This window comes from Micromonospora sp. II (genome assembly GCF_001709195.1).
GTDB classification, from domain to species: domain Bacteria; phylum Actinomycetota; class Actinomycetes; order Mycobacteriales; family Micromonosporaceae; genus Micromonospora; species Micromonospora chalcea.
Window position 1 is genome coordinate 1 of record NZ_LYXF01000022.1, and the last position, 22,215, is coordinate 22,215.

General features: G+C 73.3%; 20 protein-coding genes and 1 tRNA gene. 10 read left to right on the plus strand and 11 right to left on the minus strand.

Features of this window, described 5'->3' with window-relative positions:
• The first annotated feature begins 156 nt into the window (after positions 1-156).
• Positions 157-627 carry a hypothetical protein gene (locus A8711_RS11695; RefSeq protein WP_233607679.1) on the plus strand — a complete coding sequence of 157 codons (471 nt, stop codon included), beginning with the start codon at positions 157-159 and terminating at the stop codon, positions 625-627.
• 74 nt (positions 628-701) lie between these two features.
• Here the strand turns inward: A8711_RS11695 and A8711_RS11700 are convergent, their stop codons facing one another.
• The 4 genes from A8711_RS11700 to A8711_RS11715 all read right to left on the minus strand — a co-directional run bounded on the left by A8711_RS11700 (position 702) and on the right by A8711_RS11715 (position 3,762).
• Complete coding sequence (locus A8711_RS11700; RefSeq protein ID WP_043330855.1) at positions 702-1,805, minus strand: calcium:proton antiporter; 1,104 nt, start codon at positions 1,803-1,805, stop codon at positions 702-704.
• Between the two features lie 77 nt (positions 1,806-1,882).
• Positions 1,883-2,557 (minus strand): HAD family hydrolase, encoded by a 675-nt coding sequence (locus A8711_RS11705; RefSeq protein WP_069088216.1) that lies wholly within the window; start codon positions 2,555-2,557, stop codon positions 1,883-1,885.
• Positions 2,558-2,639: 82 nt separating this feature from the next.
• Positions 2,640-2,716, minus strand: a tRNA-Pro gene (locus A8711_RS11710).
• A 152-nt stretch (positions 2,717-2,868) separates the two neighbouring features.
• Positions 2,869-3,762, minus strand: coding sequence for a metallophosphoesterase (locus tag A8711_RS11715; RefSeq protein ID WP_043327854.1), 894 nt, complete (start codon positions 3,760-3,762; stop codon positions 2,869-2,871).
• 25 nt (positions 3,763-3,787) lie between these two features.
• On the opposite strand from A8711_RS11715, the gene A8711_RS11720 reads away from it, so the two are divergent.
• On the plus strand, positions 3,788-4,243 hold the full coding sequence (locus A8711_RS11720) for a GatB/YqeY domain-containing protein (protein ID WP_043327855.1): 456 nt from the start codon (positions 3,788-3,790) through the stop codon (positions 4,241-4,243).
• A 69-nt stretch (positions 4,244-4,312) separates the two neighbouring features.
• Here the strand turns inward: A8711_RS11720 and A8711_RS11725 are convergent, their stop codons facing one another.
• On the minus strand, positions 4,313-6,751 hold the full coding sequence (locus A8711_RS11725) for a transglycosylase domain-containing protein (protein ID WP_069088245.1): 2,439 nt from the start codon (positions 6,749-6,751) through the stop codon (positions 4,313-4,315).
• 402 nt (positions 6,752-7,153) lie between these two features.
• Between A8711_RS11725 and A8711_RS11730 the strand changes: the two genes are divergently transcribed.
• The gene (locus A8711_RS11730; RefSeq protein WP_043327856.1) at positions 7,154-7,474 is read left to right on the plus strand and encodes a WhiB family transcriptional regulator; all 321 of its coding nucleotides are present in this window, start codon (positions 7,154-7,156) and stop codon (positions 7,472-7,474) included.
• Positions 7,475-7,482: 8 nt separating this feature from the next.
• Here the strand turns inward: A8711_RS11730 and A8711_RS11735 are convergent, their stop codons facing one another.
• From A8711_RS11735 to A8711_RS11745, 3 genes are read right to left on the minus strand one after another with little or no spacing between them, the layout of a single operon-like run.
• Complete coding sequence (locus A8711_RS11735) at positions 7,483-8,631, minus strand: ArsA-related P-loop ATPase (protein WP_176722798.1); 1,149 nt, start codon at positions 8,629-8,631, stop codon at positions 7,483-7,485.
• A 54-nt stretch (positions 8,632-8,685) separates the two neighbouring features.
• Entirely contained in the window at positions 8,686-9,660 is a 975-nt protein-coding gene (locus A8711_RS11740; RefSeq protein ID WP_043327858.1) for an ArsA-related P-loop ATPase, read from the minus strand.
• Between the two features lie 26 nt (positions 9,661-9,686).
• Positions 9,687-10,274: a hypothetical protein gene (locus A8711_RS11745; protein ID WP_069088218.1), complete on the minus strand. Its 588-nt coding sequence runs from the start codon at positions 10,272-10,274 to the stop codon at positions 9,687-9,689.
• A 336-nt stretch (positions 10,275-10,610) separates the two neighbouring features.
• Between A8711_RS11745 and A8711_RS11750 the strand changes: the two genes are divergently transcribed.
• The 7 genes from A8711_RS11750 (at position 10,611) to A8711_RS11775 (ending at position 18,319) form a co-directional block, all read left to right on the plus strand.
• Positions 10,611-11,048, plus strand: coding sequence for a hypothetical protein (locus A8711_RS11750; RefSeq protein WP_043327859.1), 438 nt, complete (start codon positions 10,611-10,613; stop codon positions 11,046-11,048).
• A gap of 62 nt (positions 11,049-11,110) precedes the next feature.
• Complete coding sequence (locus A8711_RS32020; protein WP_013289021.1) at positions 11,111-11,266, plus strand: DUF4177 domain-containing protein; 156 nt, start codon at positions 11,111-11,113, stop codon at positions 11,264-11,266.
• A 5-nt stretch (positions 11,267-11,271) separates the two neighbouring features.
• Positions 11,272-11,733 (plus strand): RidA family protein, encoded by a 462-nt coding sequence (locus A8711_RS11755; protein WP_043327860.1) that lies wholly within the window; start codon positions 11,272-11,274, stop codon positions 11,731-11,733.
• 123 nt (positions 11,734-11,856) lie between these two features.
• Entirely contained in the window at positions 11,857-12,651 is a 795-nt protein-coding gene (locus A8711_RS11760) for an MBL fold metallo-hydrolase (protein WP_069088219.1), read from the plus strand.
• Positions 12,648-16,229 (plus strand): adenylate/guanylate cyclase domain-containing protein, encoded by a 3,582-nt coding sequence (locus A8711_RS11765; RefSeq protein ID WP_064446802.1) that lies wholly within the window; start codon positions 12,648-12,650, stop codon positions 16,227-16,229. Before A8711_RS11760 ends, A8711_RS11765 begins: the two co-directional genes overlap by 4 nt.
• A 134-nt stretch (positions 16,230-16,363) precedes the next feature.
• Positions 16,364-16,822, plus strand: coding sequence for a hypothetical protein (locus A8711_RS11770; RefSeq protein ID WP_043327862.1), 459 nt, complete (start codon positions 16,364-16,366; stop codon positions 16,820-16,822).
• 30 nt (positions 16,823-16,852) lie between these two features.
• Positions 16,853-18,319, plus strand: coding sequence for a serine/threonine-protein kinase (locus tag A8711_RS11775; protein WP_064446801.1), 1,467 nt, complete (start codon positions 16,853-16,855; stop codon positions 18,317-18,319).
• On the opposite strand, the gene A8711_RS11780 is transcribed toward A8711_RS11775, so the two are convergent.
• The 3 genes from A8711_RS11780 to A8711_RS11790 form a co-directional block, all read right to left on the minus strand.
• Positions 18,306-18,758, minus strand: a complete 453-nt coding sequence (locus A8711_RS11780; RefSeq protein WP_043327863.1) for a hypothetical protein — start codon at positions 18,756-18,758, stop codon at positions 18,306-18,308. The two genes, A8711_RS11775 and A8711_RS11780, sit on opposite strands and share 14 nt — an antisense overlap.
• Before the next feature lie 276 nt (positions 18,759-19,034).
• Complete coding sequence (locus A8711_RS11785; RefSeq protein ID WP_043327864.1) at positions 19,035-20,198, minus strand: acyl-CoA dehydrogenase family protein; 1,164 nt, start codon at positions 20,196-20,198, stop codon at positions 19,035-19,037.
• The gene (locus tag A8711_RS11790) at positions 20,195-22,210 is read right to left on the minus strand and encodes a biotin carboxylase N-terminal domain-containing protein (protein WP_069088220.1); all 2,016 of its coding nucleotides are present in this window, start codon (positions 22,208-22,210) and stop codon (positions 20,195-20,197) included. The genes A8711_RS11785 and A8711_RS11790 overlap by 4 nt, the downstream gene beginning before the upstream one ends.
• Positions 22,211-22,215: the final 5 nt, after the last annotated feature.

Below are 22,215 nucleotides of genomic sequence, written 5' to 3' on the forward strand. Positions count from 1 at the left end.
TCCGGCGGGCTTCGGGACGGGCGGGCAGGGCGCGGCGCAGCATGGCAGGGATTCTGTGCTTCGGGTACGACTCTCGCGACCCGTTTACCCCTTACACACGCGGTCGCTGGGCCGGAAGGTGAGCGAACACACGTGCTCTGCCATGCTGACCCGGTGATGACGACCTGGCGGCACCTGCCCGCACCGGCCCGCGAGATCGCCGAGACGGCCACCGACGCGGTGGGCGCCGCGCAGGCCCGCGACGCCGAGACGTACGCCCCGGCCGTCGAGCGGCTGGCCGCCGCCGACCGGTCCGGGCTGGTGCTCGGCGGTGTGGTCCGGCTGCTGCTGGAGGAGGGCCATCCGGACGGGCTGGACGGCGACGACGTACGCCAGGTGCTGGAACAGTGCGTCCGGTCGGCGGCGGCCTGGTGGCCCGACGTCGACCCGCACGTGCTGCTGGTGCTGCTGGCCGGCGCGCTCGGCGTCTACGACCCCGGTGACGACGAGAACCCGCCCGGCCCGGCGGCGGTCGCCCGGCACGCCCCGCTGCTCGTGGCCGACCTGCTGGCGGTCACCGGACGACCGTTCGCCGAGTACCTGACCGCCGCGTTCGCCGAGGTGGCGCGCACGGAGACGCACGACTGACGGACCTGTTGGCCGGCGGCTCACCGGCCGGCGGCTGGCGCGTCGGTTTACGGGCCCGCGGCTGGCGCGTCGGCCTACGGGCTCGCGGCCAGGAAGACGAACGCGGCGAGCAGCACCAGGTGCACGCCGCCCTGGAGCACTGTGGCCCGGCCCGGCACGACGGTGAGCACCGCTGTGACAGCGGTCAGCGCCAGCAGCGTCATCTGGGTGCCGCCCAGGCCCAGCATCAGCGGCCCGTCCAGCCAGATCGAGGCGATCGCGATGGCCGGGATGGTCAGGCCGATGCTGGCCATGGCCGAGCCGAGCGCGAGGTTGAGGCTGATCTGCACGCGGTCCCGCCGGGCCGCCCGGGCGGCGGCGAGCGTCTCCGGCAGCAGCACCAGCAGCGCGATGACCACGCCGACGAACGCCTGCGGCAGGTTCGCCGCGCTGACCGCGGTCTCGATCGCCGGGGAGATCGTCTTCGCGTCGCCGACCACCGCGACGAGCGCCACCACCAGCAGGGCCAGGCTGGCCAGGGCGGTACGTGTGGACGGCGGCTCGGCGTGGCCGTCGCCGGTCTTGTCCTCGGCGAGGATGCTGCCCTCCTGGGTGACCGGGAGGAAGTAGTCGCGGTGCCGGCCGGTCTGCACCATCACGAACAGCAGATAGAGGGCCAGCGAGGCGACCGCCGCGAAGGCGAGCTGGGCGGGGGAGAACTCCGGGCCCGGCCGGCTCGTGGTGAACGTCGGCACCACCATGCTGAGCGTGGCGAGCGTCGCCACCGTCGCCAGCGCCCCTCCGGTGCCCTCCGGATTGAACACCGCCACCTGCCGGCGCAGCGCGCCGAGCAGCAGCGACAGGCCGAGGATGCCGTTGCAGGTGATCATGACGGCGGCGAAGACGGTGTCCCGCGCCAGCGCCTGCGTCTTGTCCCCACCGCTGATCATCAGCGTGACGATCAGACCGACTTCGATCACGGTGACCGCCACCGCCAGCACGAGCGAGCCGTACGGCTCACCGACCTTGTGCGCCACCACCTCGGCGTGGTGTACGGCCGCCAGCACAGCCGCCGCGAGCAGGGCCGCCACCACGAAGATGAGCGGGCCGGGCAGCTCCCGTCCCCAGGTCATCACGAGCACGAGCACGGCGACCAGGGGCGCGACGGTGGTCCAATCGGTCAGGCGGGATCGGATCATCGGCGGCATGCGCATAACTTTGCCAGGCGGCAGGGTCGACGCCGCGTGGCGGGGTGGCTTCGGGCAGTCCTGTCGATCTATTCGGTCGAGGCCGGTTGCTCCACATGGGTGGGCAGGTCACGGAGGTCCGCGATCACCGGTCCGATCCAGCCGGGATCGGTGTCCTGGTGCTCGGTGGTCCGCAGCACCGTCATGCCGACCGCCGCCGCGCCGGCCAGTTCGCCGTCCGCGCCGTCGCCCACGTAGACGCATTCCGCCGGCGCGACGCCCAGGCGCTGCGCGGCGGTGCGGTAGATCGCCGGGTCCGGCTTGGCCAGCCCGACCGCGCTGGAGAAGACCGCGACGTCGAAGCGCCGGGCGAGTGGGCCGGCCGCCCACGCCTCGGCGGTCTCGGAAGTGGCATTGCTGATCAGGGCCAGCCGGTGGCCGCGCTCGCGCAGCGCGTCGAGCACGTCCAGGGTGCCGACCGGGACGCGGCCCAACACGCGGCGGGCCAGCGCACGCCGATGCGCGGCGGCGCGGCTTACCTGCTCGTCCGTCGGCGAGCCGCCGAGGCGTTCGGCGAGGATGCGGACGGTCTCCTCCGCGCTCCACCGGACGAGCCGGTCCCGCCACGTCGCGTGGTACGCGGCGACGAGCGCCGCCGGAGCCACCCCGACCAGGAGCGCCATCTCGCCGACCACCCGGTCCCGCTCGTCGTCGGCGCCGTGGACCAGGGTGTGGAAGAGGTCGAAGATGACCGGCCGTGGCATGCCGGGATCCTACTGCGAGGGTGATCACGGCTGGGGAAACGCAGAGGGCACATCCGATGGATCGGATGTGCCCTCTTACCTCTGGTCGGGGTGGCCGGATTCGAACCGACGACCTCTTCGTCCCGAACGAAGCGCGCTACCAAGCTGCGCCACACCCCGAGGCGTGCCGACAAATAGTAGCCCACCCGCCCGCACGGTCAAACTCGGTACCCCCCGCTCCGCGCGGGCGGCAGATCTTGGTACGAACCGGCCCTCGGAGGGGCGGGCGCGTACCAAGATCTGCCGGGAAGCGGGGACGCCGGGCGGCGGGGTCAGCGGGAGATCAGCGTGAGGATGCTGGCCTCGGGGGGGCAGGCGAAGCGGATGGGGGCGGTGGGGTGGGTGCCGAGGCCGGCGGAGACGTGCAGCCACGAGTCCGAGCCGGGCCAGCGGTGCAACCCGCGCGCCATCGAGCGGGGCAGCCCGCAGTTGGTCACCAGCGCGCCGTACCCGGGCACGCACACCTGGCCGCCGTGGGTGTGCCCGGCGAGCAGCAGGCCGAAGCCGTCGGCCGCCATCCGGTCCAGCACCGCGGGCTCGGGGGAGTGGGACAGCGCGATCGACAGCGCCGCGTCGCCGCTGACCGGGCCGGCCACGGCGTCGTAGTCGTCGCGTTCGATGTGCGGGTCGTCCACGCCGACCAGCTCGATCTCCCGCCCGCCGGCCTTGAGCGAGGTGCGCGCGTTGTTCATGTCGACCCAGCCGGCGCCGGTGAGGATGTCGCGCAGTTCCTCGTACGGCAGGGGCGTGCCCTCGGTGTATTCCCGGTCCGGCAGGAAGTAGGTGAAGGGGTTCTTCAGGACCGGGCCGGTGTAGTCGTTGGAGCCGAAGACGAACGCGCCGGGCAGGTCGAGCAGCGGTTGCAGCGCGCGCAGCACACCCGGCACCGACTCCGGGTGGGCCATGTTGTCGCCGGTGACCACGACCAGGTCCGGGTCGAGCGCGGCCAGCGAGGCCACCCAGTCCTGCTTGCGCCGCTGGGCGGGCATCATGTGCAGGTCCGAGAGGTGCAGCACCCGCAGCGGTTCGGCGTCGGTCGGGAGCACCGGCACGTCGTACCGGCGCAGGGTGAACATGTTGCGCTCGATGAGCGACGCGTACGCGAGGGTGGCCGCCCCGGCGGCGACGGTTCCGGCCGCGAGACGGAATAGTGTGCGCTTTCGCATGGCGTTCAGGGTAGTTTCACCGTCCATGAGCACGCTGAAGGACCGTCTCACCGCCGACATGCGCGCCGCCCTGAAGGCGCGCGACGAGCTGACCACCTCCACGCTTCGCATGGCCCTCGCGGCCGTGGGCAACGCCGAGGTGGCCGGCCGGGAAAAGCGCGAGCTCAGCGACGACGAGGTGCTCGCGGTGCTGGCCAAGGAGGCGAAGAAGCGCCGCGAGGCGGCAGTGGCGTTCGCCGACGCCGGGCGCGCCGAGCAGGCCGGCAAGGAGACCGCCGAGGGTGAGGTGCTGGAGCGGTACCTGCCCAAGCAGCTCTCCGACGAGGAACTGGCCGAGCTGGTCTCGGGGGCGCTCGCCGCGGGCGGCTTCACCGGCAAGGCGCAGATGGGCCCGGCCATGAAGGCCGCCCAGGCCGCGGTGGCCGGCCGCGCCGAGGGGGGCCGGGTGGCCGCCGAGGTACGCCGCCAGCTGGGCCTCTGACCGTCCCGTAGGCACAAGACGAAGCGACGGCCACCCCCTTCACGGAGGTGGCCGTCGCTTCGTCTGGGATCAGTTCCCCGGTCGTCCTGGTCGGCCGTTACCCGGTCCGCCCGGGCCACCTGGTCGGTCCGGCGTCGCGGTGCCGCCCTGGTCCGAGTCGCCCTTGCCGGAGCTGACCTCGATCATGACGACGCCGCCCTTGATGGTGCGCCCGTTCGGGCTGGTGCCGGCCGCGGTGCCCGCCGGGCAGTCCGACGCCACCTTGTTGCTGGAGACCACCGGTTCGAAGCCGGCGCCCTTGAGCCGGGACTTCGCGCTCTCGATGGACGCGCACTTCACATCCGGGATGGACCGCTGGTCACCCAGGACGATCTTGCCGCTGGGCGGGGTGAAGTTCTTCCGGTCCTTGCCCTTCATGGCGTCCCGTAGCGTTTCGTAGACCGCCGGGTTGATGCCGGTGGGCACGTCGTGGCCCATCTTCTGGTTGGTCTGCGGCCAGTCCGGGTCGGCCATGATGCCGGCCACCGCGTACTGCTTGGTCATGGCAACCAGCGAGGAGGTCTTCTCCGAGTCGGTGGTGCCGGACTTGCCGGCCACCGGCGCGTCGACGATGTTGCGGACGTTGCCGGCGGTGGCGGTGCCGCACTTCGTGGTCGAGGAGCGGTCACCCACCGGGCAGCGGGCGGCGTCCACGGCGGCCCGGGCCACCTCGGTGCTGACCCGCTGCTCGCAGCGCGGGTTCGCGACGTCGAGCTTCTCGCCCTCCGGGCCGCGGATCTCCTGCACCGGGATCGGCTCGCAGTACTTGCCGTCGGCGCCGAGCGTCGCGTACGCGTTCGCCAGCTCCAGCGGGGTGGTCTGCGAGACGCCGAGGCTGAACGCGCCCCACTGGTGCGGGTTGGCGGCAAGTTGCGCGTCGCTCGACGAGCGGAACGAGATGCCGAGCTTCTGCGCCGCCTTCACCACGTTCTCCGCGCCGACCCGCTGCTGCAGGTCGATGAAGAACGTGTTGACCGAGAAGCCGAAGCCGCTCCACATGTTGTGCATGCCGGCCATCGAGGCGTTGGCGTTCTTCGGGCAGTACTTGTTGGTGCCCGGGCAGGCGGCCGGCGAGTTGAACTCGACCGGGTAGTTCGACTTGAACACCGGCTGCGCGTTGATCGGGTAGCTGAGCGGGTAGCCCTTCTCCAGCGCGGCCACCAGCGTGAAGATCTTGAAGGTCGAGCCCGCCTGGTAGCCGGCGATGCCGGGGCCACCGGTGATCAGCGGGTTCACCGTGTTGGGGTAGTTGCCCCGGATCTTCTTCTTGGCCTTCGCCGGGTCGCTGGAGATCTTGTTCTGCGGGTCGTCCGGGTCGTCGAGCTTGAAGTTGCGGTTGACGGCGACGGCGCGTACCCGGCCGGTGCCGGGCTCGACGGCGGCCACCATCCGGGCCGCCTTGCTGCTCTCGCCCAGGTTCTTGCGGACGGCCTTGTCAGCGGCCTTCTGCGCCTGCACGTCGAGCGTGGAGATGATGGTGTAGCCGCCGCTCTTGAGCCGCCGCTCACGGTCGTACGAGGTGGCGCCGAACGTCTCCTGCTGCAGCCACCAGCGGTAGAGGTAGTCGCAGAAGAAGCCCCAGGAGCGGGTGGTGGTCTGGGTGCAGCCGTTCGGGGTGCGCTTGCCCTTGACGACGAGCTTGATCTTCTTGGCGGCGTCCGCCTCCTGCTGGGTGATCGCCCCGATCTGCACCATGTTGTCGATGACGTAGTCGCRCCGGCCGACCGCCTCGGGGTAGCCCGCGGGGGTGGTCGGGTCGAACGCGGTGGGCGCCTTCACCATGCCGGCGAGCATGGCCGACTCCTGGATGTCCAGCTTGCTCGGCGGCTTGTTGAAGTAGACCTGGCTGGCCGCCCAGATGCCGTACGCGCCGTTGCCGAACGCGGCGATGTTCAGGTAGCGCTCCAGGATCTCGTCCTTGGAGAGCTCCTTGTCGATCTGCAGCGCCAGGCTCATCTCGCGCAGCTTGCGGGCGCTGGTGTCCTCGGTGGCGGCGACCACGTCGGCCGGGTGGGTGGCCGAGTAGGAGATGGCCAGCCGGACGTACTGCATGGTCAGCGTCGACGCGCCCTGCCGGGAGGAGCCGGCGGCCTGGTTGTTGACGAACGCCCGTGCCACACCGTTGAGGTCCACGCCGTTGTGCTTGTAGAAGTCGTGGTCCTCGGCCGCGATGATGGACTTCTGCATGTGCGGCGAGATGTCCTTGAGCTTGACGTCCTTGCGGTTCTCGTCGTACATCGTGGCCAGCACGGTCTTGCCGTCGGACGCGAGCAGCTTGGTCATCTGCGGCGACCGGGCGACTGTGAGCTCCTTGGGCAGCGCGCCGAATGTCTCCGAGCCGGCCTTCGCGGCCAGTCCGGTCATCGCCACCGCGGGGAAGGCCGCCGCAGCGACCACCACTCCGGCCAACAGGCCGCAGATCAGCAGCGATGCGGCGTTGGTCAGCACGTTGTGGTCACGTTTCCGCATCCAGGTCACCTCGACAGGGTACGCGAGCAGGGATCGGCGGGCGCGCGGGGAACTTTCCCCATTTCCTGCATGCGCCGGCCTCGTTGTGCTAAACGCACGAGCCCTGGTCCTGGGTTGCGTGAGATCCGGCGGAAGTCTCTCTGAAACCCGGGAGGGGCGCAGCGTTTTCACGTACCCGGGCGGGGTAGACGCCGGGCGAAAGCCCGGGAAGCCGGGAGTGTCCGGAATGATGGATTTCGCCGACAACGTTGCGTAATCGGGCGACTACACAGCATGATGGTGGCGGCGAAGGCAGCCGTGCGTCGTTCGTGCCGCCCTGGGGAGGCCGGCGCGGACGACCGGGGGGAGTTCGAGGGCTGCTCGCACGAAGTCGGTAGGTACTGCAAGGGGGGACGTGTACAGATGGGCATGATCACTGACTGGCCGTCACTGGCGGCATGTCAGAACGGAGACCCGGACGCGTTGTTCGTACAGGGCGCCGAACAGAACGTGGCGAAGAGGATCTGCCGGAGCTGCCCAGTTCGGTACGAGTGCCTGGCCGACGCGCTCGACAACCGGATCGAGTTCGGTGTGTGGGGTGGCATGACCGAGCGCGAGCGCCGGGCGTTGCTGCGCCGTCACCCGCAGGTGACCAGCTGGCGCAAGATGTTCGAGGCGGCCATGAAGAAGAACGCCAAGGAGAAGGCCGGCAAGGACAAGGTGCTGGTGACCACTGCCACCTGACCGCCAGGTCAGCTCCGGCTGATCGCCTCGCCGATCGTCCGCAGCCCGTCGACGTCGTGCACGTCGGCGGGCTGCGCGGCCACCGACACCGCCGGCACCGCCGGGAACGCCTCGGTGAACCGGGCCGCCACCTGATCCTCGCGTACCGCCTGCTGGGCCAGCGCGGCATGCGCGCGCAGCACTTCGACGGTGCCCTCGTGCCCGCCCGCCGCGGCCAGCCGCTCCGCGGCGGCCAGGCTCTCCGCCGCGGACAGGTCCGCCGCCGGCCGGTGTACCCGGTTGAGCACCAGCCCGGCCAGCGGCATCTGCTCTTCCCGCAGGCGACCCGCGAAGTAGGCGGCCTCCCGGACCGCGTCCGGCTCCGGGGCCGCGACCAGCAGGAACGCCGTCTCCCGGGCCTGCAGGATCCGGTACGTCTGCTCGGCCCGCTGCCGGAACCCGCCGAACATCGAGTCGAGGGCCGCGACGAAGCCGGACAGGTCGGTGAGCAGTTGGGCGCCGAGCACCTTCTGCACCACCTTGGAGAACATCCCGAAGCTCGCCGTCACCAGGTTGAACATGCTGCGTCCGCCGGTGCGCGCCGGGGCCAGCAGCAGTCGCAGCATGCGGCCGTCGAGGAACCGGGACAGGCGGGCCGGAGCGTCCAGGAAGTCGAGCGCGGACCGCGACGGCGGCGTGTCCACCACGATCAGGTCCCACTCGCCCCGGGCGTGCAACTGGCCCAGCTTCTCCATCGCCATGTACTCCTGCGTGCCGGCGAAGGTGGAACTCATGGCCTGGTAGAACGGGTTGGCGAAGATCTCCGCGGCCTTCGCCGGGTCGGTGTGCTGGAGCACCACGTCGTCGAACGTGCGCTTCATGTCCAGCATCATGGCGTGCAGCTCGCCGCCGCTGGCCTCGACGTCGATGCCCTTGACCTGGCGGGGTGTGTTGTCCAGCTCGGTCAGGCCGAGCGACTGCGCCAGCCGGCGGGCCGGGTCGATGGTGAGCACCACGGTCCGGCGGCCGTGCCGCTCGGCCGCGCGCAGCGCCAGCGCCGCGGCAGTGGTCGTCTTGCCCACGCCGCCCGCCCCGCAGCAGACCACGATCCGTACACCGTCGTCGGCGAGGATCTGGTCGACGTCAAGCGGAGGCGCCGCGTCTTCGGAAGGCACCAATCGAGCGTATCGGTCCCGAGGGGCACTCTGCTCCGTGCCGGTCGCAGGTGTGAGTCAATCCGCCCGGACGAGGGTCTCGGCGAGCGCCTCCAACCCGGCCCGGTCGACTCCTCCGGGCAGCAGCGGCAGTTCGATCATGGGCAGGCCCAGCTCCACCAGGTCGCCCCGGAGCGAGTCCTCCAGCTCTCGGCGTACCTGCTGGTCGTGGGCCTCCTCGACGAGCCCGGCCACGGTCGGGCCGTCGGTCGGCAGGCCGGCGGCGGCCAGCCCGCGCTCCAGCTCGGCCGCGGTCACGGCCCGGCCGGCCGGCACCGGCGGGCGGACGCCGTTGACGATCACCCGGCCGACCGGGAAGCCGAGCTGGGTCAGCTCGGCGACCGCGTCCAGCGTCTCCTGGACCGGCATCTCCTCCAGCAGCGTGACCACGTGCACGGCTGTCATCGGCGACCGGAGCAGCGCGGAGACGCCCTCGCTCTGGGTCTTGATCGGGCCGACCTTGGCCAGCCGGGCGGTCTCCGCTGTCACGTTCAAAAAGCGGCCGATGCGTCCGGTCGGCGGCGCGTCCAGCACGACCGCGTCGTACGTCCGGCGCGAGCCGCTGGTCCGGGTGGTCGCCTCCTTGACCTTGCCGGTGAGCAGCACGTCGCGCAGGCCCGGCGCGATCGTGGTGGCGAAGTCGATCGCGCCGAGCTTGCGCAGCGCCCGCCCGGCCGCGCCGAGCTTGTAGAACATGTCCAGGTATTCCAGGAGCGCCGCCTCGGCGTCGACCGCCAGCGCCCGCACCTCACCGCCGCCGGGCGCGTCGGCGAGGTGCCGCTCCTCGTACGGCAGCGGGTCGGTGCCGAAGAGCTGGGCGATGCCCTGCCGGCCCTCCACCTCGACCAGCAGGGTGCGCCGGCCCCCGGCGGCCAGGCCGAGGGCCAGCGCGGCGGCCACGCTCGTCTTGCCTGTGCCGCCCTTGCCGGTCACCACGTGCAGGCGGGCCGGCCATCTGCCGGCGGACTCGGCCGGCTGCTCACTCGCTGCCACCCGTCGAGCCTAACCAGCCGGCCGGATCAGCCGACCTCGCAGACCCACCAACCCGTCTTCCGCACCACTGTGAAGCGCAGGGACTGCTCGGCGACCTTCTCGTCGGCGGTGGTCATGGTCACCCGGGCGGAGACGGTGGCCCGGTCGCCGGTCTCGTTGTCGACGGTCGGGTTGCTCCAGCGGAACCGGGGGTTCTGGTACTGCTCGGCGTACTTGCGCACCTCGGCGACCTTGGCGGCGATCTTCTCGTCGTCCCGGGCCGCCGAGCAGACGAACGTGGCCGCCTTCTCGGCGTCCCGCTCCTGGTAGACGGCCTTGAGGAAGCCGTCCACCGCGATCTGCGGTTCCTTCGCTCCCTGGCCGTTCTCGGCGTCGCGCAGGACCAGGAACGCGGCAGTGCCCCCACCGCCGCAGAGCAGGACCGCGGCGGCCAGCACCAGCGAGGCGATGAGCAGCGCCGGTCGCTTGCGTGGCGGGCCGCCGGGCGGGCCGGGCGGATACGCCGGTGGCCCGGCGGCGGGAACGGCGCCCGGCGGTGTGCCGCCGCCGGGCGGTGATTGTGGGTGCGGGTCGCCGGGCGTGCCGGTGTCGCCACCGGCGGGCGGTTGGGTCATCTGTCTCCCCCGGGTTGCGGCTCCCGTCGCCGCCCCAGGCGACGGGCACGGGTCGAGGTGGTCGGGCGCGCGTCCGCGCGTGCCCAGTCCGGAAGGGTAGCGGTCGGCGGGGCGCTTGCCAGCCCCGCGTGCGCACCGGCGGGAGGCGAGTTCGCGGTCGCGTTCCGGACCAGGCTTGTGTCACATATGTGACTGGCTGTGACGAAGCGTGCGCGTCCCGTTGTCGGGACTGGCCGGAGGTCCTACGTTCGTCCCGACACGGAGAGCCGGACCCGCCGGACGGTGCCGAGGCGGATGGCGGTGTCAGTGAGCAGGTACGACGCCCGGAGGCGACGCATGCGCGACGCGGAGAACACCCCCCGAGCCCAGTTCCCCGGCGACCGGTCCGGCCGGCCCGGCGAGGCCGACGTGCCCGCCTCGTTCAACGAGCGGTCGTACCGCCTTCCGGTCGAGGTGGTCCGGACGCCGTCCCGCCCCGGCGCGAAGGGGCGGGACGAGGACGAGCCCGGCTACGTCATCCACCTGCCGGTACGGGTGGCCGACCTCGCCGCGGCCACCGCGCTCGCCGGCACCGTGGCCACCTCGCTGAGCTTCCTGGTGGAGCTGGACGCGGGCGAGACCACCGTCTCCACCGCCGACGACCAGAACAACAGGCACCGGGTCTTCTGCGATCTGCTGCTGCCCGACCGCAGCCGGTGCCCGCAGCGCTTCGAGCACGAGGGCCCGTGCGGCGAGCCGCCCTCCGCGCCGGAGCCGCGTCCCGCGTCCCGTTGACGACGGCGGACCGTAGGCTGTGCCTGACCGAAGTCCAAGTCAGGCAAGGGAGCCCTCCTCCGATGCAGAAGTGGGAATACGCCACGGTGCCGCTGCTGGTCCACGCGACCAAGCAGATCCTCGACAACTGGGGCGAGGACGGCTGGGAACTGGTCTCGGTGGTGCCCGGCCCGAACCCGGAGCAGCTCGTCGCGTACCTGAAGCGTCCGAAGGGCTGACCGGCATGAGCAACGGACCCCACGCGAAGCTCGCCGAACTCGGCCTCGCACTGCCCGAGGTGGTGCCGCCGGTGGCCAGCTACGTGCCGGCCGTCCAGTCCGGGCAGCACGTCTACGTCTCCGGCCAGCTGCCGATGGCCGAGGGCAAGCTGCTCGCCACCGGCAAGGTCGGCAACGGCGTCTCCGCCGAGCAGGCGAAGGACCTGGCGCAGCGGTGCGCGCTGAACGCGCTGGCCGCGATCGACGCGCTGGTCGGGCTGGAGAACGTGGTGAAGGTCGTGAAGCTGACCGGCTTCGTGGCCAGTGCGCCCGGTTTCACCGGCCAGCCCGGCGTGATCAACGGTGCCTCGGACCTGTTCGGCGCCGTGTTCGGCGAGGCCGGCCGCCACGCCCGCAGCGCGGTGGGCGTGGCCGAACTCCCCCTGGACGCCCCGGTAGAGGTAGAGGTCATCGTCGAGGTCGTCTGACCCGCGCCGACGAGCCCGCGATCTTGCGGTTGCCGCCCTGGCAGAAGCCCCAGACGGGGACAAACCAGCGGCGGGAACTGCAAGATCGCGGGGAGTGGCCGGGGGAGTCGTACGATCGCTGCCATGGGTGGGCGTGTGACCGGGGCCGCTGGGGCGCTTGCAGATGGGCTGCCGGGGTGGGTGACGCTGTTGCGCGCGCCCAATCCGGGGCCGATGACGCTCGACGGGACCAACACGTGGGTGCTGCGGGCCGGGCCGGACGCGCCGGCCCTGGTGGTCGACCCGGGCCCCGCCGACGAGGGGCACCTCGCCGCGATCGCGGCCCAGGGGCCGATCGGCGCGGTGCTGATCACGCACGGGCACCCCGACCACACCGAGGGCGCGCCCCGGCTGCGTGAGCTGCTCGACGGCGTACCCGTGCTCGCCGCCGACCCGGCCCACACCGCCGGCGGTGACCCGCTCACCGCCGACACGCGCCTCGACCTGGGGCTCGACCTGCGGCTGCTGCCCACCCCCGGGCACACCGCCGACTCGGTCTGCCTCCTCGCCGAGCACGACGGCGATCGGGTGGTGCTGACCGGCGACACGATCCTCGGGCGGGGCACCACCGTGGTGGCCCACCCCGACGGGCACCTCGGCGACTATTTGTCGAGCCTGGAACTGCTCTCCACGTACCGGGAGGTCCCGGTGCTCCCGGGCCACGGCCCGGCGCTCGCCGACTGCGGCGCGGCGGCCGACTTCTACCTGGCCCACCGGCGGGCCCGGCTGGACCAGGTGCGCGCCGCCGTGGCCGCGGGCGCCACCACCGCGCCCGAGGTGGTCGCCGTGGTCTACGCCGACGTCGACAGGTCGCTGTGGTGGGCCGCCGAGTGGTCCGTCCGCGCCCAGCTCGAACACCTCGGAGTGGAGCAGCCGTGACCTGCCCGGTGTGCGGGACGGTAGCGGTACCCGGGGCGCGGTTCTGTCACAACTGCGGCGCGGCGCTGCCGGCCGCCGCCACGCTGCCCGCCGCCGAACGCCGCGTGGTGACAGTGCTCTTCGGTGACCTGTCCGACTTCACCTCCTGGTCGGAGGACCTGGACCCGGAACGGGTCGGCGCGGTCACCGACCGGGTGCTCGCCGCCCTCGCGGGCGCGGTCAAGACGTTCGGCGGCCACGTCGACAAGCTCACCGGCGACGGGATCATGGCGGTCTTCGGCGCGCCGGTCGCCCACGAGGACGACGCCGAGCGGGCGGTCCGCGCGGCGCTGTCCATGCAGCGCGCGGTGCGGCGGGTGCTCGACGACGAGCGGGGCGGCGGCGCGCCGCTGGGCCTGCGCGTCGGCCTCAACACCGGGGACGTGATCGCGGGCATCCAGGCGGCGATCGAGTACACGGTCATCGGCGACACGGTGAACACCGCCGCGCGGCTCGCCGACGCCGCCGCGGTCGGCGCGGTCTACGCCGGGGCGCGCACCTCCGCCGCCACCCGGCACGTCGCCTCCTGGCGGGCGCTGCGCCCGCTGCGGCTCAAGGGCAAGCGGGAGCCGGTCGAGGCGTACGAGCTGCTGGGCCTGCTGGACGCGCCCGGCACCCGGTCCGGTCTCGGCGACGAGGCGCCGTTCGTGGGCCGGGAGACCGAAATCGGCCGGGTCGCCGGCCGGCTCGCCGAGGTGATCGACCGGGGCGAGCCCCGGGTGCTGCTGATGACCGCCGAGGCGGGCATCGGCAAGTCCCGGTTCGCGGCCGAGGTGGAACGCCTCGCCGCCGGATACGACGTCGGCGCCGGCCGGTACGCCGCGCACACCGGCGCCCGGGTGCTGTCGGTGCGGTGCGCCGCGTTCGGCGAGCGCCGCCGCCTGGCCCCGCTGGCCGACCTGGTCCGCGCCGCCGTCGGCCTGCCCGGCGACGCGGCCACCGCCGTCACCCGCCCGGCCGTCGAGGAGCGGCTGCGCCGCCTCGGCCAGCGCCTGTCCCGGCTCCCCGGCGACCCGCCACCGATCGCCGTGGACCAGCTCCTGGCCCTGCTCGGGTACGCCGAACTGCCGCCCGCCACGGAGAACGGTGAGTGGAACGCGGCCGGGCCGCCACCGGACGACGAAGCCGTGCCGACCGCTGTCGCGGACCTGCTCACCGCGCTCGCCGTGGAGGCGCCGCTGGTGATCGTGGTGGACGACCTGCACGACGCCACGGCCGAGACGCTCAAGGCGTTGGCGCTGACCCTCAACCGGCTCAGCGGGCCGGTGCTCGTGCTGCTGCTCGGCCGTCCCGAGCTGGTGCGGACCGCCGGCGCGCTGACCCGGGTCGCGGACGCCGAGGTGCACGCGCTGCCGCCGCTGCGCGGCGCGGACGCCTCCCGGCTGCTCACCAGCTACCTCGCCGGTGGCCGCATGCCCCAGGCCGACACGGACCGGCTGCTCGCCACCGCCCAGGGCAACCCGTTCTACCTGGCCGAACTCGTGACGCTGCTGATGGAGCGCGGCGCGCTGACCGCCGGGCCCGGCCGCGGCGCGGACGTCGGCTGGCGTCTCGCGCCCGGCTCGCTCGGCAGCCGGCTGCTCTCCCGGGACCTGGCCGCGGTGCTCGCGGCGCGTATCGACGCGCTGCCGCCGGATGCCCGCTCGGCGCTGCGCGACGCCGCGGTGGTGGGCGACACAGTGCCCGCCGGTGCGCTGGAGGCGCTGCGCGAGCAGCGGCTCGGGCAGGACGGCCGGCCCGCCGCGGTGGCCGCCGTCGAGCTGGACCGGGCCGTGGAGGAGCTGCTGCAACGCCGCATGCTGCACCGCACCCGCACCGGGTTCGCCTTCGCCACCCCGCTCATGCGGGAGGCCGCGTACGCCGGGGTGAGCAAGGCCGAGCTGGCCGAACGGCACGCGGCGCTGGCCCGCTGGGCCGCGCCGGAGAGCGTGGACGGGACGGGCGGCGCCCCGGCGGGCGCCTTCACCGAGGCCGCCCGGGACGACTTCGTCGCCGAGCACGTCGAGCGGGCCACAGCGCTCGCCGACGCGGTCAAGCTGCGCCCGGACGCGCCGGCCCGGGCGGTCACCCCGCTGGGCGTGGCCGCGCTGGGCCGGGCCGCCCGCCGGTCACTGCGGTCGGGGGAGCCGGCTCTCGCGGTCGAGTACGCCGAACGCGCGGCCGAGCTGGCCCGCGACGGCGTACCGCCGGCCGACCGGGTGACGCACGCCCGGGCGCTGCTCCAGATCGGCCGCCCGGCCGACGCGCTCGCGTTCGCCGAGAAGATCGCCGCGAACACCGGTGACCCGGCCACCCGGACCGCCGCGCTGCTGCTGGCCGGGCAGGCCCAGCAGACGCTGGGCGACGCCGAGCGGGCCGAGCGCAGCTGGCAGGAGGCGTTGCAGGTGGCCACCGACGCCGACCTGCCCACCATGCGGGCGTCGGCGATGCGGCGGCTCGGCATGGCCGACTTCATCGCCGGCCGGCTCGGGCAGGCGAGCAGCCGGCTGGCCGCGTCCTATCAGGTCAGCCTGGCCGCCCGGGATCCGCGCGGGCAGGCCTGGTCGTTGCAGAACCTGGCCTGGGTGACCACCACCCGGGGCGACTTCGCCGGCACCGACGCGGTGCTCGGGCGGGCCGCCCGGCTCTTCGCCGAGCTGAAGGACCCGTACGGGCGGGCCTGGCTGCGCGGCACCACCGCGTTCGCCCGGCTGCTCGCCGGACGGCTGCGGGAGGCGTGCCGGATGGCGCGGGTGTTCCTGCCGTTCGGGGAGCGGGTCGGCGAGGCGTGGGCGGTCGGCACGCTGCGCGCGGTCGAGGCGTACGCCACCGCCGAGCTGGGCGACCTGGCCGAGGCGGACCGGGCGGCGCGGCGCGCGTACCGGGACTTCGCCGAGGTGGGCGACGACTGGGGACAGGGCTTCGCGCTCGTGGTGCGCGGGGTGGTGGCGCGCGGGCTGGGCGAGCCGGAACACGCGGCCGACCTGTTCACCGACGCGCTCGAGTACGCCGACCGCACCACCCACCCGCTGCTGACCGGCATGGCCGGGACGCTGCGCGGCTTCGTGGCGCTGGACATGGGCGACCACGAGACCGCCGAGCGGGAGGCACGGTCGGTGCTGACCCGGGTGGAGCCGCACAACCCGCAGGCCCCGGCCCAGGTCGCGCCCCGGGTGCTGCTCGCCATGGCCCGCCTCGCGGCCGGTGACCCGGGCACCGCCGTGGGGCTGCTGGCCCCGGTCGCCACCGGTGCGGCGAACGCGCCCTCGCTGCTGTTCTCCCGGCGGCAGACGATGGCCCGGTACGCCGCCGCGCTGCTCGCCCACGGCCAGCGCGAACAGGCGCTCGACTGGGCGCAGCGGTCGATCACGGCGCCGGCCGAGGACGTGCGCAGCCAGGTGGTGGCGCGGCTGGTGCTGGCCGAGGCGCTCGACGCCTGCGGCCGCCGGGCCGAGGCGCTGACCAACGCGGAGGAGGCGGTACGCCTCGCGTACGCCACCGAACAGCGCAGTGAGCGGATGGTCGCCGACGCGTTGCGGGTTCGCCTCTCCGGCGGCTGATCGCCCGCTGTTCTGACGGTTCCGGGGATGTGTTCGTCGGTGGAGCCGGTTAGCGTGGGCGGCGACAGTCGTGGATCGACTGCCGCCTCCCGGTGCGCGCCTGCGTCACCGGCGGACCACGCTGGGGAGGGACGATGAGGCTGCCGCGCTCGGGCGCCGGCTGGACGATCGCGGTCTTCGGGCTCCTCGCGCTGCTCCTCGGCGCGCTCGGCCTGATCTGGCCGGAGACTCAGCTTCGTCTGCTCGGCTTCGAGGTGCCGGCCGAACGCGCACCGGGCGACTACACCGGCACGTTCCTCACCGCGTCGTCGATGGCCTCGTTCAACATGGGGGTCTACTACCTGCTCGCCGTTGCCACCGAGTGGCGGCCGTTCTACCGCTTCACGGTCTGGTTCCGCCTGGTCACGTTCACCGTCTTCACCATCGCGGTGCTGTCCGACGTCGCGCCGGACCGGTTCTTCGCGGTCGCCGCGTGGGAAGGGCTGGGCGCGGTCGCGACAGCCGTCGGCCTGTGGTGGGACGCGCGCCGGGCGGGCACCGCCACTGACGACTCCGCGCCGGATCCGGTGCCGGCCACCGATGCGGCCCGCTGAGCGGCCGGACCAGTTGGGTATTTTCGAACCGTGACCGAGACCCCGCCCGGCGCCGTGCGGCTGCCAATCGTGCCCGGTCTGACCGATCTGCAGGTGTTCGCCCGGGGCGGCTACGCCACCATCTACCGGGCCACCCAGATCTCGGTGGGGCGCGAGGTGGCGGTCAAGATCGAGAACCGGACGCTGGACAGCGAACGCGACCAGGCCCGCTTCCTGCGCGAGGCCCGCGCCGCCGGGCGGATGTCGTCGCACCCCCACGTGGTCGACCTCTTCGACGTCGGGGTCACCGTCGACCAGCACCCCTACCTGATCATGGAACTCTGCGACGGCTCGTACGCGGAGCGGATGCGCACCTCGCCGCTGGGCCCGGAGGAGACCCGCGACCTCGGCGTGAAGATCGCCGACGCGCTGGCCCACTCGCACGCGGCGGGCGTGCTGCACCGGGACGTCAAGCCGGCAAACATCCTGCACTCCGAGTTCAACTCGGCGGTCCTCGCCGACTTCGGCCTGGCGGTGCTCGCCGAGTTCCGTGACTCCTCGGTCATGCTGGAGGCGCTCACCCCGGCGTACGCGCCGCCCGAGACGTTCAACCACAGCCCGCCCAGCCCGGCCGTCGACGTCTACTCGCTGTGCGCCACCCTCTACGCGGTGATGTACGGCCGGCCGCCGCGCTGGCACTCGGAACGCAACCCGAGTCTGGTGACCGTGCTGGAGATGTTCCAGCAGCCCATCCCCGGGCTGCCCGGGGTGCCCGGCGAGCTGATCGACGTACTCCGGCTGGGGATGTCGAACGACCCGGGCGCGCGTCCCTCCGCGGTCGAGTTGCGCGGCCTGCTCGCCGGGCTGCCGCTGGACGGCGCCCCGGCCGGCGGCGCGCTCTACGACGGCGCCGAGCGCTACCGCCGTAGCGGCGGCCCGAACCCGCGCCCGCCCGCCGACGACGACCACCCGACCGTGGCGTCGCGGGCCCGCCGCTGGCCCAAGCGCTGGTTCCTCGGCGGCGCCGGGGTGCTCGCGCTGGCGGCGTCGGCCGGTGGCGGCTGGCTGGCCGCCGGTCACACGCCCGCCGCTCCGCCGACCCCGGTGACGAGCGGCGTGGCCGGGGGGCCGGTGCCCGGCTGCGCGTCCGCCGACGTGCGGCTCCCGGCCGGCGCGCGGTGCGCTTCCGAGCTGGAGTGCTTCGGTCCGGTACGGCTGCGCCGCGACCGGGCCGAGGCGAGCCGGGTGCCCTGCGACGGCCAGCACACCTGGGAGACGTACGCCGCGGGTGACCTGCCGGCCGGTCTCGCCGGCGCCAAGCACGACGCGGTGGTCGCCGACCCGGCCGTCGGCAAGGTGTGCAACCCCGACACGTTCCGGGTGGTCAGTGGCGCGGACCCGGCGAACGGATGGAACCTCGAGGTGCTGCCGCCGGAGACCGACGCCGACCGCACCTACCGGTGCCTGGCCGGGCGGGGAGTGAACGCGCTCGCCGGGCCCACGCTCACCGGCCGCTGAGCCCTCGGCTCTGCCGCACCGACCTCGGGTCGAGCGTCTCCAGCGTGTCGGCGTCCACCGCGGTCTGCGTCCGCAGGCCGCGTACCGCCCGCGGGTCCAGCGTCTCGAGCGTGTCCGCGTCGACCGGATGGCCGCCGGGGGCGCGCAGGTTCCGTACCGCCCGGGGGTCGATCGCCTCGAGCGTGTCGGCGTCCACTCCGTACCCGGCCTCGGGCAGCCAGGTCTCGGGCGACGGGGTGTGCCCACCACCGCTGACGGGCTGGCGGGCCGCGGTGATCGTCACCCCGGCGATCATGCCCAGCACGACGCAGACCAGGGCCAGCACGACCGACAGGATGCCGGGCGGGCGCCACACCGCGAGGGCCACCACCGCCGCAACCGTCGCCAGGGACGCGACGACGGCCTTCGCCCGCGCATCGGGCTTCGGGAACGATCTCACCCGACAAGCATGGCCCAGCGCGGCAACCTGTCAACCGGCGGGCCGAGACGGCTTCCCGTCAGTCACGCTCCACTTCGGAGCAGCAGAAGCGTCGATCGAGCAAAAATCGTTACATCTGTTGGTCGGCTGCCGTATCGCTCCGGGTTGGGAAGCCGCTACCGTGAGCGTCGATCCGGGAGTGGCGAGGCCGAGGTCTCCTCGACCACACCGCCCAGTGACGGACCCCCGGGGTACGGCAGGTGATCGGGCACCCGCCGTACCCCGGGCCCACCTCGGTCAGTAGGACTTGTCCTGGCCGAGGACGTGCTGGGCGACGAAGTTGAGGATCATCTCGCGGCTGACCGGGGCGATGCGGCCCGCGCGTACCGCGCCGAGCAGCGTCGACACGCCGTACTCGGTGGTCATGCCGGCCCCGCCGAGCGCCTGGACGGCGGTGTCGACGGCGAGCGCGGCGGCCTCACCGGCCGCGTACTTGGCCATGTTGCCGGAGATGCCCGCTTCCAGGTCGCGACCCGCGTCGTACAGCGTCGCCGCCTTGTAGATCATCAGACGGGCCAGCTCGACCTGGACCGCCGCGTGCGCGAGCGGGTGCGCCACGCCCTGGTGCGAGCCGATCGAGTTCCCGCCCCACACCTTGCGGGTGGCGGTGTAGTCGCTCGCCCTGTCGATCGCGTACCGACCGGTGCCGGCGCCCATCGCGGCCACCGTGATGCGCTCCGGGTTGAGCCCGGCGAACAGCGCCGGCAGCCCGGCGTCGAGCGACTCGCCGACGAGCGCGTCGGCGGGCAGCCGGACGTCGTCGAGGAAGAGCAGGAACTGGTTCTCCGGCGACAGGATCTCCATGTCCAGCTTGGACTTCTCCAGGCCCGGCGCGTCGGTCGGCACGATGAACAGCGCCGGCTTCAGCTTCCCGGTGGACGCGTCCTCGGTGCGAGCGACCACGAGGACGTGCCCGGCCTCGTCCACGCCGGAGATGTAGATCTTCCGGCCGCTGAGCAGCCAGTCGTCGCCGTCGCGACGAGCCACTGTGGAGAGCCGGTGGAAGTTCGAACCGGCGTCCGGCTCGGTGATCGCGAAGACGATCTTCTCGGAGCCGTCGGCGAGCCCGGGGAGGTGCTTCTTGCGCTGCTCCTCCGTGCCGTGCTTGCTGATGATCGTGGCGGCGATGGCGGGGGAGACCACCAGGAGCAGCAGCGGGCAGCCGGTCGCGGCCAGCTCCTCGCACACCAGCGCCAGGTCGGTGATGCCGCCGCCCCCGCCGCCGTACTCGGTGGGGATGTTGACGCCCAGGTAGCCCAGCCGGCCGGCCTCGTGCCACAGCTCGGTGGTGTGCTCGCCGGCCTTGGCCTTCGACACGAAGTAGGAATGGCCGTACTTGCGTCCCAGCTCCCGCACCGCATCGCGGAGCTGGTCCTGTTCGGGGGTGAGGTCGAAGTTCACTGGTGGTCCTCCTCGGGGTCCACGACGGCCAGTACGGCACCCGTCTCGACCTGGCCGCCGGCGGGCACCGGCAGTTCCGTCACCACGCCGTCGGCGGGGGCGAGCACGGGATGTTCGAGCTTCATCGCTTCGAGCGTCAGCAGCAGGTCACCGGCGGCGACGCGCTGACCGACCTCGACGTGCACCCGGGTGACCGCCCCGGGCAGCGGCGCGAGCAGCGACCCGGCCGCCAGCTCCGCGGTGGGCAGGGGCAGGCGGGGCAGCTCGGTGAGGCTCGCCGCCCCGTCCGGGCCGTCCACGAAGACCGACGACCCCACCCGGTGTACGCGGAAGGCCCGCCGAACCCCGTCGACGTCGAGCACCACCCGGTCCGGGGCGGCTGTCACCAGCTCGACCACCGGCAGCTCGGTGTTAACAGGGGACCCTTCCTCTACCGGATCCGTTAAGAGGGGGCCCTTCCTTCCCCACTCGGCGAGGGCGCCGGTGCGGTCGAGGCGGTAGTGGATCTCGATCTCCTCGTCACCGGGGCCGGTGAACCGGGTGACCTGCGGGAAGGACGGCACGTTGCGCCAGCCCGACGGCAGCCCGGCCAGCACCGGGGCGGCGGCCCGGCGCGCGGCGGCGGCGGCCAGCGCGGCGGCCAGCGCCACCACCGGAAGCTGCTCGGCCGGCAGCAGCGGCTCGAACACCTCCGGGTGCCGGTCCAGGAAGCCGGTGTCGACGTCCACGGCGGCGAACTCCGGGCTGCGCAGCACGCGTACCAGCAGGTCCCGGTTGGTGGCCACGCCATGCAGCTCGGCGCGGGCCAGCGCGCCGGCCAGGGCGCGGGCCGCCTCGGTGCGGGTGGGCGCCCAGGCGACGAGCTTCGCCAGCATCGAGTCGTAGTGCACGCTCACCGTCGAGCCGTCCACCACGCCCGAGTCCAGGCGCAGCCCCCGGGCCGGACCGAACTCGGCGGCGACCCCGGGGATCGCGAACCGGTGCAGCGTGCCGGTGGCCGGACGGAAGCCCTGGGCCGGGTCCTCGGCGCACAGCCGTACCTCGATGGCGTGGCCGTCGGCCGGCGGCGTGGTGGTGACCGGCAGCGGCTCGCCCTCGGCGACGAGTAGTTGCAGCCGTACCAGGTCCAGCCCGGTGGTCAGCTCGGTGACCGGGTGTTCCACCTRGAGGCGGGTGTTCATCTCCAGGAAGTGCACCTGCCCGTCCGGCGCGAGCAGGAACTCCACTGTTCCCGCGCCGACGTAGTCGACGGCCCGCCCGGCGGCCACCGCCGCCTCGTGCAGCGCCGCGCGCACGTCGTCGGGCAGCACGCCGGGCGCCTCCTCGACGATCTTCTGGTGGCGGCGCTGGATCGAGCAGTCGCGTACCCCGAGGGCCACGACGGTGCCGTGGGTGTCGCCGAAGATCTGCACCTCGACGTGGCGGCCGCGTTCCACGTACCGCTCGATGAAGACCGTGCCGTCGCCGAACGCCGCCGCCGCCTCGCGGCGCGCGCCCGCGACGGCCTCGGCCAGCCCGGCCGCGTCGTGGACGATCCGCATGCCCCGGCCGCCGCCACCCGCGGCGGCCTTGACCAGCACCGGGAAGGCGGTGACCTCGGCCGGGTCGGTCCAGGTGGGCAGCATCGGCACGCCCGCGTCGGCGAGCAGCGCCTTGGCGGCCATCTTGTCGCCCATCGCCGCGATCGCCTTCGCGGACGGCCCGACCCAGGTCAGACCCGCGTCGGTCACCGCCGCCGCGAACTCGGCGTTCTCGGCCAGGAAGCCGTAACCGGGGTGGACGGCGTCCGCGCCGGACCGGCGGGCCGCGTCGAGGATGGCGTCGACGCGCAGGTACGTCTCGGCCGGGGTGTTCCCCGGCAGCCGTACCGCCTGGTCGGCGTCGGCGACGAACGGCGCGTCGGCGTCCGCGTCGGAGTGCACGGCGACGGTGGCCACGCCGAGGGCGCGGCAGGTGGCGAAGACCCGGCGGGCGATCTCGCCCCGGTTCGCAACCAGAAGCTTGGTGATCATTTGAG